Origin of the sequence: Novosphingobium sp. FSW06-99 (assembly GCF_001519065.1) — a bacterium.
In the GTDB taxonomy this organism is placed as follows: domain Bacteria; phylum Pseudomonadota; class Alphaproteobacteria; order Sphingomonadales; family Sphingomonadaceae; genus Novosphingobium.
The window spans coordinates 312405-324704 of sequence record NZ_KQ954254.1; the positions used below are offsets into that span (position 1 = coordinate 312405).

General features: G+C 62.8%; 13 protein-coding genes. 10 read left to right on the forward strand and 3 right to left on the reverse strand.

Going from position 1 to position 12300, the window contains the following annotated elements; all coding sequences use genetic code 11:
* Positions 1 to 17 precede the first annotated feature (17 nt).
* Together trxC and AQZ49_RS08190 are read left to right on the forward strand one after the other, a co-directional pair.
* The gene (gene trxC, locus AQZ49_RS08185) at positions 18 to 440 is read left to right on the forward strand and encodes a thioredoxin TrxC (protein ID WP_067614795.1); all 423 of its coding nucleotides are present in this window, start codon (positions 18 to 20) and stop codon (positions 438 to 440) included.
* A complete protein-coding gene (locus tag AQZ49_RS08190) occupies positions 425 to 847 on the forward strand; it encodes a group II truncated hemoglobin (protein ID WP_231739057.1) in 423 nt (140 codons plus the stop codon). Before trxC ends, AQZ49_RS08190 begins: the two co-directional genes overlap by 16 nt.
* 6 nt (positions 848 to 853) lie before the next feature.
* On the opposite strand, the gene AQZ49_RS08195 is transcribed toward AQZ49_RS08190, so the two are convergent.
* Positions 854 to 1330, reverse strand: a complete 477-nt coding sequence (locus tag AQZ49_RS08195) for a hypothetical protein (RefSeq protein WP_067614797.1) — start codon at positions 1328 to 1330, stop codon at positions 854 to 856.
* A 212-nt stretch (positions 1331 to 1542) separates the two neighbouring features.
* Here AQZ49_RS08195 and AQZ49_RS08200 point away from each other — a divergent pair, with 212 nt between their 5' ends.
* Entirely contained in the window at positions 1543 to 5763 is a 4221-nt protein-coding gene (locus tag AQZ49_RS08200) for a strawberry notch family protein (RefSeq protein ID WP_067614798.1), read from the forward strand.
* A gap of 27 nt (positions 5764 to 5790) precedes the next feature.
* Here the strand turns inward: AQZ49_RS08200 and AQZ49_RS08205 are convergent, their stop codons facing one another.
* Positions 5791 to 5973: a hypothetical protein gene (locus AQZ49_RS08205; RefSeq protein WP_008067967.1), complete on the reverse strand. Its 183-nt coding sequence runs from the start codon at positions 5971 to 5973 to the stop codon at positions 5791 to 5793.
* Positions 5942 to 6511 carry a hypothetical protein gene (locus tag AQZ49_RS08210; protein ID WP_369819096.1) on the reverse strand — a complete coding sequence of 190 codons (570 nt, stop codon included), beginning with the start codon at positions 6509 to 6511 and terminating at the stop codon, positions 5942 to 5944. The genes AQZ49_RS08205 and AQZ49_RS08210 overlap by 32 nt, the downstream gene beginning before the upstream one ends.
* A gap of 141 nt (positions 6512 to 6652) precedes the next feature.
* Here AQZ49_RS08210 and AQZ49_RS08215 point away from each other — a divergent pair, with 141 nt between their 5' ends.
* The 7 genes from AQZ49_RS08215 to AQZ49_RS21770 all read left to right on the forward strand — a co-directional run.
* Positions 6653 to 8692 (forward strand): ParB/RepB/Spo0J family partition protein, encoded by a 2040-nt coding sequence (locus tag AQZ49_RS08215; RefSeq protein ID WP_067614799.1) that lies wholly within the window; start codon positions 6653 to 6655, stop codon positions 8690 to 8692.
* A gap of 130 nt (positions 8693 to 8822) precedes the next feature.
* Positions 8823 to 9500 carry an ArdC-like ssDNA-binding domain-containing protein gene (locus AQZ49_RS08220; RefSeq protein WP_067614800.1) on the forward strand — a complete coding sequence of 226 codons (678 nt, stop codon included), beginning with the start codon at positions 8823 to 8825 and terminating at the stop codon, positions 9498 to 9500.
* Positions 9497 to 10396 (forward strand): ArdC family protein, encoded by a 900-nt coding sequence (locus AQZ49_RS08225; protein WP_067614801.1) that lies wholly within the window; start codon positions 9497 to 9499, stop codon positions 10394 to 10396. The genes AQZ49_RS08220 and AQZ49_RS08225 overlap by 4 nt, the downstream gene beginning before the upstream one ends.
* Before the next feature lie 66 nt (positions 10397 to 10462).
* Positions 10463 to 10825, forward strand: coding sequence for an ArsR/SmtB family transcription factor (locus tag AQZ49_RS08230; RefSeq protein WP_067614937.1), 363 nt, complete (start codon positions 10463 to 10465; stop codon positions 10823 to 10825).
* Positions 10822 to 11343, forward strand: coding sequence for an arsenate reductase ArsC (locus AQZ49_RS08235; RefSeq protein WP_067614802.1), 522 nt, complete (start codon positions 10822 to 10824; stop codon positions 11341 to 11343). The genes AQZ49_RS08230 and AQZ49_RS08235 overlap by 4 nt, the downstream gene beginning before the upstream one ends.
* Complete coding sequence (arsC, locus tag AQZ49_RS08240) at positions 11340 to 11774, forward strand: arsenate reductase (glutaredoxin) (protein WP_067614803.1); 435 nt, start codon at positions 11340 to 11342, stop codon at positions 11772 to 11774. Before AQZ49_RS08235 ends, arsC begins: the two co-directional genes overlap by 4 nt.
* A gap of 3 nt (positions 11775 to 11777) precedes the next feature.
* Positions 11778 to 12300, forward strand: a 523-nt coding sequence (locus tag AQZ49_RS21770) for a GNAT family N-acetyltransferase (protein ID WP_082701665.1), incomplete at its 3' end; no start/stop codon positions are given.

The following is a 12300-nucleotide window of genomic DNA, read 5'->3' on the forward strand; positions in this document are numbered from 1 at the left end:
GGCCAACGGAGAATGCCATGACCGCAATCGTCGTCTGCCCGCATTGCCAAGTCGGCAACCGGGTACCACCCGAACGTTTGGCGCAGGCGCCCAATTGCGGCAAATGCCATCAGCCGCTGTTCACCGGCCATCCGGTGCCAGTCAACAGCAGTGCTTTTGCTGCCTATGTCGGCAAGGGCAGTTTGCCGGTGCTGGTCGATTTCTGGGCGCCGTGGTGCGGCCCGTGTAAGGCGATGGCGCCGGCCTTTGACCAGGCCGCACGCATGCTGGAACCCCATATGCGCCTGCTCAAAGTGGATACCGAACAGGAACAGTCGCTGGCCGGTGCGCACAGCATTCGCTCCATCCCCACGCTGGCGCTGTTTGTCGGCGGTCATGAGGTGAAGCGCGTTTCCGGGGCAATGGATCTGCGCCGCATCGTCGATTGGGCCAGGACGTGAACATGGACGCGCAGATATCGCCCTATGCCGCGCTCGGCGGCGAAGCCATGGTTCGGGCGCTGGTCGCCCGCTTCTATGTGCTGATGGACATTCTGCCGGAAGCTGCGGCCTGCCGGGCAGTGCATCCGCCATCATTGCTACGCGCGGAAGAGAAATTGTTCGAGTATCTGACAGGCTGGCTGGGCGGACCACCGCTTTACACTGAAAAATATGGCCACCCACGGCTGCGAAGCCGGCATTTTGTGGCCCCGATCGGGGCCGCCGAAGTCGCAGGGTGGCTGTTGTGTTTTCATCAGGCGTGGAACGAAATCGTGCCGCCATCGCCAGTTGCGGACAGCATTCTGGAAAAGATCGACGGGCTGGGTTGGCACATGGCCAACCAGCCCGCCGCTGCTGCACCCGCCTGAACCCGATCAGGCGATCGCCGACACCAGCCAGGCGCAATAGCCCATCATGACGCCTTCGCCCGGTTGGTAATGGTGCGCGTAGAGTTCGAGCAATTCGGTGTTTACCGCCTGCTGAACGCTTTCGGGATAGTCGAGAAGCACCCGGCCGGTCGACAAGGCGTTGCGGGCAAAAGTCAGCGCGCCTGCGGGCGTGTTGCCCTGCCCGGCGACCGGAATCTGGCCAGCGTTGCACACCCACTTCACATCGTGAAACCCGGCCTCGGTCAGGATGCGGTGCAAATAGTCCGGATCATCGAAGGCGAATGGTCCAGGCGCGCCCGGAATTGATGCTGGCAGCTCAATATGTCGTCGCGCCAGCGCCACCACCGCGCTCAACCACGGATTGTCTTGCGGCGGCGCCCAGACCGCGAGATCGATGCGCCCGCCCGGCTTCAACGCCTTGCGCAAGTTGGTGAACGCGCCAACCGGATGGGCAAAGAACATGCTTCCGAAACGCGAGCAGAGCCGGTCATAAGGCGCATCAGTAACCGCCGCTTACTGTGGCGACGGTAGAAAGCGAGGCCGATCTTGCGCGTGGTCTTGGGCCGCCTGAACGTGAACACTTCAATAGGTTCAGGTGTTCACCTGTGAACAGGTGGAAGAGTGAAAGTGGAGCGGTGCTTTCGAAGTTGACCTGACTCGAAAGGACCGCGCCCATGACCACCCGAAGCTATGATGCCTTGTCCGCTGCTGATCAGCTTGTTGCCGCAGCCCAGATGCTGGCCCCAGCATTGAAGGATGGCGAACGGATCACACGGCGCAAGATGAATGCGGTGATGGCAGACGCTTTCGGCACCACATCGTCCGAAGGGGGCTGGTCGCAGCGAGACAGTTTCCAGATGGTGGAATTGGCGGTGATGCTGGCTCTGCCACAATTGGAACTGCCGCGAAATCCAGTTGAGGCGCTGGACACTCTGGCGGCGCTGGAAGCCCGATTGCCGACCCAGACGGTCCGCAGCGAAGAGCAGATCAGTCATCAGCATTTCTCGACCCCGCTAGGGCTGGCATGGTTGGTGGCGCAATTTGCGGATTTGCAGCCCGATGATCATGTTCTGGAACCCAGCGCGGGGACCGGCATGCTGGGGATCTGGGCCCAGCTGACCACCGGCGTCCACCTCAACGAAATCGATCCCCTGCGTCAGTCGATCCTGCGGTATCTATTTCCGAAAGCCACCGTGACCGGCTTCGACGGGACGCGCATCGGCGCCCATCTGGAAGTGCGTCCAAGTGTGGTGCTGATGAATCCGCCTTTCGCCCGCAATGCGGCAGGACAGGAGGACGCTGTTGCTGCTGCGCGCCATTTGGCCGCGGCGCTCGGTGCCCTGCGGCCGGGCGGTCGCCTCGTCGCCATCATGCCGGATGGCTTCCAGTCCCAGGGTCGCCAATCGGATGTGTTCAAGCGGGTGCTCCAGGGGGCAAGCGTGGTGTTCAACGCCCGGCTTGAGAAGGCCTTCGCCCGCCACGGGACTTCGATTCCAATCCGAATGCTGGTCATCGATAAGCGACCGGGCGCGATTTCCACCACCGTGATCAATCGCGCCAATGTGGCGGACTTGTTGCCGTTCCTCGCAAAGGTCCCGCCGCGCCTTGCCTTTGGGGAGGAACGACAGACTATCCCCTCGTCCAAGGCCAACGCGGTTCCAAAATCCAGTGTGCTGCTGGGCGGTTTCGCGGCAACGCGTCCAATATCGACAAGGCCAATGTCACCAGTTTCAGGGGTCAATGACTCCGTGCCGCTGGACTACAGCTTGCGCGACACCATTGCCGATGCCGAACAGGCGGTCGGTGTTTATGTCGCCTATCGACCGCAAAGGCTTATCTTCGCCGATGCCGTCGATCACCCTACGCCGTTGGTGGAATCATCGGCGATGGCTTCTGTCGCATTGCCGCCGCCCAGTTACGTGCCCCAACTGCCAGCCAAGGTAATCCGCGACCGGGTGCTGAGCCGCGCCCAGTTGGAAACACTGGTCCATGCGCTCGATGCGACCTCATCCGATCTTCCGGGCCGCTATCGCGTGCCAGAACGCGGCCTCGAACTGGTGCCCGATGCTGATGGGGCCAGCTATCGGCGCGGTTTCTTCCTTGGTGATGGCACTGGCGCTGGCAAAGGCCGCCAGCTTGCCTCGATCCTGATGGATCAGTGGCTTCGTGGGCACCGTCGCCATCTCTGGATCAGCGAAAGCAATGCCCTGATCGAGGATGCCCGCCGCGATTGGCAGGCACTTGGGGGCATCGCGCTCGACATTCAGCCTCTCTCCAAGATCAAGCCGGAAGCGAAGATCAAGCAGGCCGACGGCATCCTGTTTGCCTCCTTTGCCACACTGCGCAGCGGCACCGGCGACAAGACCCGCCTCCAGCAATTGCTGGAATGGCTGACGCCAGTTTTCGATGGCGTGATCCTGTTCGACGAGGCGCACGCGATGGGCGGTGTCGCCGGTGGCGAAGGCCGGTTCGGCGCCACCAAAGGCTCGCAGCAGGGTATCGTCGGTGTCGAATTGCAGAACCGCCTTCCGCGCGCCCGGGTGATCTATGCGTCGGCCACTGGGGCTTCGGACGTGAACAATCTGGCCTATGCTGTCCGGCTCGGCCTGTGGGGCGAAGGCACGGCCTTCCCGGATCGCACCTCCTTCATCGCCCGCATCCGCGAGGGTGGCATCGCAGCAATGGAGCTGGTCGCCCGCGAATTGAAGGCGATGGGCGTCTACACGGCGCGCGCGCTGTCCTATGCTGGCGTCGAATATGACATCCTCGAACATGCCCTAACCCCGCGCCAGATCGCGGATTTCGACGCCTATGCCGATGCCTGGGCTATCATCCATCGCAACCTTGAGGCCGCCCTCGGTGCATCGGGCGTGGTTGACCCCTTGGAGGGCAAGACCCTCAACGGGCAGGCCCTGTCGGCGGCGCGTTCACGCTTCGAAAGCTCGAAGCAACGCTTCTTCGGCCAGCTTCTGTTGTCGATGAAACTGCCCTCGCTGCTTCCCGCCATCGAGGATGCGCTGGCCACCGACCACAGCGTCGTCATCCAATTGGTTTCGACAGCGGAGGCCTTGCTGGACCGGCGCATCGCCGATCTCTCAGCCGAGGACCGCGCCGAGATCCAACTCGACCTTTCGCCCCGTGAGATCGTGGCGGACTACCTCGACAATGCCTTCCCGACCCGCGCCATGGAAAGCTATTGGGATGAGGATGGCAATGAACGCTCGCGCCCGATGGTCGATGACGCGGGCAATCCGGTCGACTCGCAGGAGGCCTTGCGGATCAAGGCCGAAACTCTGGAACTGCTGGGCGCGCTGCCGCCGATCGTCCCCGCGCTCGATTCGATCATCGCTCGCTTCGGCACCGAGGCGGTGGCCGAGATCACCGGCCGCACGCGCCGCCTCGTGACCTTGCCTGACGGCAGCCAGCGGCTTGAATCGCGCACCGCCAACCAGTCGCTTGCCGATGCCAATGCCTTCATGGGCGGTGCCAAGCGCATCCTGGTGTTCTCGGATGCCGGTGGCACGGGGCGTTCCTACCACGCCAGCCTTGATGTCAAGAACCAACAGCGCCGAATGCACTTCCTGCTGGAGCCGGGTTGGCGCGCGGACCGTGCCATCCAGGGGCTTGGCCGGACCAACCGAACGCATCAGGCGTCGGCTCCGGTGTTTCGTCCCGTCACCACCGATTGCCGCGGCGAGCGTCGCTTCATCTCGACCATTGCCCGCCGCCTCGATGCGCTTGGCGCGCTGACGCGCGGCCAACGACAGACGGGTGGACAGAACCTGTTCGATCCTGCCGACAACCTCGAGAGCGATTACGCTCGCGAGGCCCTGACGCGCTGGTATCACCTTCTGCATCAGGGCAAGCTCACCAGCATCGGCTTTGGCGACTTCTGCGAGCGCACCGGCCTGCAGCTTGAGCACGAGGGCTGCCTCACCGCCAACCTCCCGCCAATTCAGCGTTGGCTCAACCGCATTCTGGCGCTGCCCATCGCCCTGCAGAACGCCGTCTTCGATGAATTCCTCGGGCTGGTCGAAGCGCGGATCGATGCGGCGCGCAAGGCAGGCACCTTCGATGCCGGTGTCGAGACGCTGGTGGCCGACAAGCTGACCATCATCGAGGAGCGTATCCTTCGCGAGGATGCCAATGGCGCCTCGACTCAGCTTCTAACCCTCGAAGCGCAGTGGGCGCCTAAATTCATCCCGCTCGCTGAGATCGTGAAGCGCATCGGCCCCAAGTCTCGGCTGCTGCGCAATGGCCGTTCCTCGCGCGTGGCGCTGTTGATGCCCGATCGCACGCGCCTGATGGACGATGGCACGCCGGTGGCCAGTTTTACGCTGCATCGGCCTGGTGGGCGAAGCTGGCTCACCGCCGACGAACTTGCCGAAAGCCATTGGGATGATTGCGAGCGGGAGGGTTTCGAGCAGGCCTGGCAGGCTGAGGCTGACGATCTGGCGGCCAAACCCTATACCGAGCGCTTCTACCTCGCGACCGGCCGCCTGCTGCCGATCTGGAACTTGCTGGGCGATGAGGCGCAAGTCCGCCGCCTTGTCACCCAGGATGGCCGGTCTTTGCTGGGACGCATTGTGCCCGCCGAAGCGGTCAACATGCTGCTCGACAAGCTGGGGAACGGCGATCGGATTGCGCTCTCACCCGACCAACTGGTGGAGGCGGCGATGGCCGGCAAAGTGGTGCCTATCGACGCTTTGTCCGGCACCAGCCTTAAGCGTTCCCGTGTAAATGGTGAGCAGCGGCTTGAAGTTGTCGGCTTTGATCCACGCGCCCTGCCATCGTGGAAGGCCAAGGGCTGCTTCACCGAGATCATCGCCTATCAGACCCGGCTTTTTATGCCGGTGAGCAATGCTCGGGAGATCGTTCAGGCGTTGGCGGCTTAGTATGGGATCAAAAAGGCCGGTGGCTGCTCACCACTGGCCGCCGGCCTTGGCGATCTCGTCCAATAGAGCCTGCTTGGATGGCGTGCGCCGCTTCCCCTCATTGCGAGGCACGTCAACAGCGCCCACGACAAGGCGACGCTCAGCTATGCGCTTACCAAGCGTGGTGAGGCTGATGGCCTCACGCGTCGTCTTCAAGGTCTTGAACGCCATAGGTCTGCGCCGTTTCTTCGCGAATTCGCCGTTCCATATAATGGAGATCAAGGCCTTCAGAAAGGGTGAATAGCGCTTTGGCCTGTCCAAGCATGTCCCGGGCCGCGCCAGAAGCGTATTGGCCCATACGGTCGGCAATCAGATCCTCAACGGAAATCACGGCCACTGTGCCGTGCGCTTCGACTTCGATCATCTGAAGAAGGCTTGTATCGGCATAGCCATCAAGCAACCGGCTGCCGACTACCTCGAAGCCCAATTTGAGATCGGGATGAATCCAGCCCCGCGTGGAAACGCCCGGACCACTGGGCCTTATGAAGCCATGTTTCATCATGATGGTCTCGAGCGCAGTCTGTTGCGCAGAAACCAGATCAAAGTCACCAGTGTTCACCGCGCCTTGGGTGTAGAGTTCGACCGCACCTCCGCCGACAAGGATAGGCGGCTTCAGATCCAATTCATCCATAGCCGAACTGATCTCGGCCAGTTTTTCAAGCGCTGCTTCAAATTGTGGTCGCCACTGAGTCATGATTGGTTGCTTCAAGCATCTGGCACCTCCTGTCGATGGAAATATCGCGTCAATCTTGGATTGGAGGAAAGGGGAAAGCCATGGGGGCGAGGCCCCCTGGAGGCGAAAGCGTCTCCATGATCCGGGCCTCTCGACCCAAGCGCGGGAGACCCCATCATGCAGTCCACCACCCTGACGCACGCCAAGCTGCGTCTTTCCGAGAGCAACGTCCGCAAGGCCAATGGCGACGCCGGGCTTGAAGCACTGGCCGCCAGCATCGCCGAACACGGCCTGTTACAGCCGCTTATCGTCAGCCCGTCGGCGGGCAAGAAAACCCTCTACGATGTCCACGCCGGTGGCCGCCGCTGGCGCGCGATCGGCCTGCTGATCGAACGCGGAGTGCTGCCCAAGGATTACACGATCGATGTGCGCATCTACGAGAACGAGGATGTCGCCGCGCGCGAGATCAGCCTTGCGGAAAACCTGATCCGCGAGGCCATGACGCCGGCGGATGAAGCGCGTGCCTATCGCGAGATCGTGGACAGCGGCGCCGATGCCGAAGCCGTTGCACGCCGCTTTGGCGTGACGTTCCGCCATGTGCAGGGCCGCCTGCGCCTTGCCGACTTGGCCGAGCCGATCTTCGCTGCGCTGGCTGCGGGCGAGATCACGCTCGATGTCGCACATGCCTACGGCTCGACCGGCGACCGTGAGCGGCAGGTGGCAGCATGGGAGCGCCTGTCGACGAGCTGGCAGGCCGACAATCCGCAGGCCATCCGCCGCGCGATTGCAGAGGAAAGTCTCTCGGCCGATCATCCCATCGCCCGCTTCCTGGGCGAGGCTGAATATGCTGGCTGCGGCGGGCGGATCGATCGCGATCTCTTTGCGAGCGAGGGCGAGGGCCAGTGGCTTGATGGGGATCTCGCCATGGATCTTGCCACCAAGAAGCTTTCGCACGAGGCAGACATCGCGGCGCTCGGCAGCCGGCTCGCCTGGGTGACGCCGCGCCTCGCGACCCACGTTACCTATGACGACACCAAAGACCTGCATCCCTACTGGCCGCGCCGCGCGGAACCCACCGCCGATGCGCTGGCCCGCATGGACGAGATCTCCGAGCGCATGACTGAACTCGCCGAGCTACTCGACGCAGCTGATGAGCCTGATGGTCTCGAAGCGCTCGAGGCTGAGTACCACGCGCTCGACGCCGAGCATGATCGATTGTCGGACACTGAATGGCTCATTCCGGAGGAGGACAAGCCCAACGTCGGCACTTTCCTCGTCCTCGGCAAGGACGGTCGCCCGCGTCTCCTCGAAAACTTCTACACCACCGCAAAGGCCGGCAAGCGTCCCAGTTCCGGGGCTCCCGGTGGCACGCAGGACAGCTCCGATGCCGATCTCGACGAACCCACCGGCTCGGCGACACTGCCCCGTTCGCTCGAGGAGCAGTTGGCCAAGGATCGCCGTGACGTGCTGGCGCTGCACGTCGCCCATGATCCGGGGCTGGCGTTCGATCTGGCGATCTTCAGCTTGGCGCGCGATCATGCCGGGCATTTCGGCTATTCGGGCACCGGCTGCACGATCCGCATTGCTGACCGCAACGAACCCTCCGGTTTGACTGGCATCCCGGCAACCATCGCCGTCACCGAACTGGAAAATGTCCGCGCATCGCTAGCCGCCGATTGGGCCAGTGATGAGGACAGTTTCGCCTCGTTCATTGCCTTCCGCGCACTCGACGACGATACCAAGGCCTGCTGGCTCGCCTATGCCGTCAGCCAGAGCCTCAAGGCCAGTCTGGCGAGCGGTCAGCACGCGTCGGCCTTCCAGACCCGGCTTGGTGCCCATCTCGGCATCGAGGTCGCACAGCACTGGCGGCCCGGCGCGGAGAACTTCTTTGACCGGATCAAGAAGGCGCAGATCCTCTCCATTCTTGGCGAGTTCGATCCCGAGCTTGCGCTCCGCTATGCGACGGCCAAGAAGGGCGAGCTCGCCAGCGCGGCGGCGCGCCTTTGCTCTGGCGACACGATCGTTGAGCCCATGGTCAAGGCGCGCGCGCTGGCCTGGGTGCCGTCGGTGATGGGATTTGCCGAGACCGGCCCGGATCATTCGGATCGGATCGAGGATTCGGGCGATTCTTCCGAAGCGTCGGGGCATGACGGCCCTCCCGACATTGCCCCCGCCAATCAGAACGAGCCGGACGGTTTCGACGCCCAGGCAGCCTGATTCGACATCCATTTGCCTAACGGGGGCCGGTTCATCGACCGGCCCCCAACCTCTGACCTGCGTCGGAGTGAGAGCCGAGGGGGAGGGGAGCCTGCGAGCAAGTGCTCGGATCAAGAGGAGCAAATCCCCCATGAAGCCGCGTCACGACATTTACGCCACCGTCACGGCCCAACTGGTCGCGGCCATCGAAGCCGGAGCGGGCAATTGGCGCATGCCCTGGCATCACGCCGGCGCACCCGTCATGCGACCGACCAGCGTCGCTGGCCGGCGCTATTCCGGGATCAACCGCCTTGTCCTGTGGGCCACGGCCGATGCTTGCGGTTATGCCTCCGGCACCTGGGCAACCTATCAGCAGTGGAAAACCGGCGGTGCCCAGGTCCGCAAGGGTGAAGTCGGCACGCATGTCATTCTCTGGAAGAAGATCGAGCGGGAGGACGCTGTCCAGACTGCCTCGGAGGACGGGGAGGGGCGCGCTCGCTTTTTCGCGCGCAGCTTTGTCGTCTTCAACCGCGACCAGGTCGATGGCGCCGACGATACGCTGATCATGGAGCAGGCGCCGATCAGCACCTCGACGGCCGAGGCGCTGGCCTTCCTCGAAGGCGTCGGCGTCAGGTTCGAATACGGGCTCCACGACGCCCATTACCGACCGGACATCGACAAGGTGTTCATGCCGACGCGCGAGGCTTTCGACCATGATCTCGATCTGGTGTCCACACTCGCACACGAAGTAGGTTCCTTCACAAGTGTCCTTGTCGCAAACGTGTCGGCAATGGGCGCAGCGGCTCCAGCGATGGAGCTGCGGTCATGACCCAGGGCAGAGCAGATATCTACGAGCGGATCACCGCGCAGATCGTCGCCGCTATCGAGGCTGGCGCGGGTGATTACAAAATGCCCTGGCATCATCAGGGATCGGCTGCGTCGCGACCGATCAATGTCGCGTCAGGCAAGCCATATCGCGGGGCCAACGTCCTTATGCTCTGGATTGCCGCCGAGAACGCTGGCTATAGCGGCGGACTTTGGGGCACTTATCGCCAATGGGCTGAGCTTGGCGGGCAGGTCCGCAAGGGCGAGCGCGCCACGCCCATTGTGTTCTGGAAGATCTCGCGGCCGGACCAGGGCGAACATGCCGACAACGGCGATAGCGCCGACGATGGCGGGCGCGTGCGGTTTTTCGCCCGCAGCTACAGCGTGTTCAACGTGGATCAGGTTGATGGTTACACGCTTCCGGCAATGCCCGTTCTGCCGGAGACCGAACGCCTCGCGCATGCTGAGGCTTTCTACGCTAACCTCCAGATACCGACGGTCTATGGCGGTTCCGAAGCGTTCTATCGGCCGTCAACCGATACCGTCCACATGCCGCCTTTCGAAGCGTTTCATGAGCCTGCCGGTCATTACAGCGTGCTGTTTCATGAGGGCCTGCACGCGACCGCTGCCAAGCATCGTTGTGACCGAGACCTCTCCGGCCGTTTCGGCTCCGAGGCTTATGCCTTCGAAGAAATTATCGCGGACGTGGGCTCATCGATGCTTCTGGCCGATCTTGGCATTGCTGTGCACCCAAGGCCTGATCACGCCGCTTATATCGCATCGTGGCTCAAGGTGCTGAAGAACGACACCTCAGCTATTTTTACGGCGGCTAGCAAGGCCCAGCAGGCAGCGGATTGGATGTGGTCGCAACAGACTTCACAAGCTGCATTGGCGGCATGATCATCATCCCTTGACGGTGACTCTCGATCACCATATTTCGATATTAATCGAATCATGGAGATCGAGATGGACGCATCGGCAGTCATTCGCGCGCTGGGCGCGCTTGCTCAGGAACATCGCCTGGCCGCGTTCCGCCTGCTGGTGCAGGCGGGTGATGAGGGATTGCCCGCCGGAGCGATTGCCGAGAGGCTGGGCATAGTATCGTCCTCGATGAGCTTTCACCTCGCTGCGCTGGCAAACGCCGGGCTGGTGAGCCAGCGGCGCCAAAGCCGCTTGATCATCTACACCGTCAACTATCCCGCAATGAACGGGCTGATGGGTTATCTCACCGAGAACTGTTGCGGCGGCGTTCCCTGCCTGGATGACGCAGTGTGTTGCCCACCACAGACCAACATTGCCAATCCCTACCCAGAGGAGAACGTCGCATGACCGCGCGCACCTATAATGTCCTGTTCCTGTGTACTGGCAATTCCGCGCGATCAATCATCGGCGAGGTGCTGATGAACTACTACGGCGCTGGCCGGTTTCGTGCCTTCAGTGCCGGCAGCCATCCCAAAGGTGAAGTTCATCCGATGGCACTTGAAGCGTTGCACGGCCTGGGTTTCGATACTTCGGGGTTGCGGTCCAAGAGCTGGAGCGAGTTCTCCGGGGCGGGCGCGCCGGAGTTCGACTTCATCTTTACGGTCTGCGATAATGCCGCAGGCGAAGCCTGCCCGGTGTGGATTGGCCATCCGATGACCGCGCACTGGGGCATTGAAGATCCTGCTGCAGTCGAAGGCGAAGGCCAGCGGCAGGCCTTCATCGACGCGATCCGGTTTCTGCGCCGACGCATCGAACTGTTCCTGGAACTGCCGCTGGCCAATCTTGATGCCTTGGCAACCGCACGCAAGCTCAAGGACATTGGCCAGATTGAAGGCGCGACCAGCAAAGCCGAGGCGGAACAATGACCACCGACATCGTGATCTATCACAACCCGGACTGCGGCACCTCGCGCAACGCGCTGGCCATGATCCGCAACGCCGGGATCGAACCGCATGTGGTGGAATATCTCAAAACGCCGCCATCGCGCGCCTTGATGGAAAGCCTGATCGCGCGTGCTGGCTTAACCCCTCGCGCGCTGCTGCGCGAGAAGGGTACACCGTTTGCCGAGCTCGGTCTGGACAATCCCGACCTGACCGATGCCCAACTGATCGATGCGATAATGGCGCATCCCATCCTGATCAACCGCCCGCTTGTGGTCTCACCGCTGGGCGTGAAGCTGTGCCGCCCATCCGAAGCGGTGCTCGATCTGATCCCGGCAGACCAGCGCGGCCCCTTCGCCAAGGAAGATGGCGAGCAGGTCGTCGATGCTGACGGCAACCGGGTCGCGGCGGGCTGACCTGTGCCTGAGGTGACAATCCGGACGGCCGTTGAAGGCGACGCCGACGCTATCGCGGCGATCTATGCTCACCATGTGCGCCACGGCACCGCGACGTTCGACACGATCGCGCGCACCCCTGCCGAGACAGCAGCCAAGATCGTCGATTGTGCCAATCAGGGCTGGCCGTTTCTGGTGGTGGCGCGCGCTGACGTGGTCATCGGCTACGCTTACGCCACACAGTTTCGCGACCGTCCGGCCTATGTCGCTACGTGTGAGAACTCGATCTACCTGCACCCGGACCATCTGGGGCAAAGTGTAGGCAAGGCTTTGCTCGCGGCGCTGCTGGTGGCGGCAGAGCAGGCGGGTTTTCGGCAGATGATTGCGGTGGCCGGCGGCGGCGAGCCCGCGTCGGTCGCGCTGCACGCCAGTCTTGGCTTTACCCATGCCGGCACGATGCGCTCGGTCGGACGCAAGTTCGGCCGATGGCTCGACACCATCTACCTGCAAATAGCGCTGGGCGATGGCGACGCCACGCCGCCGGCAA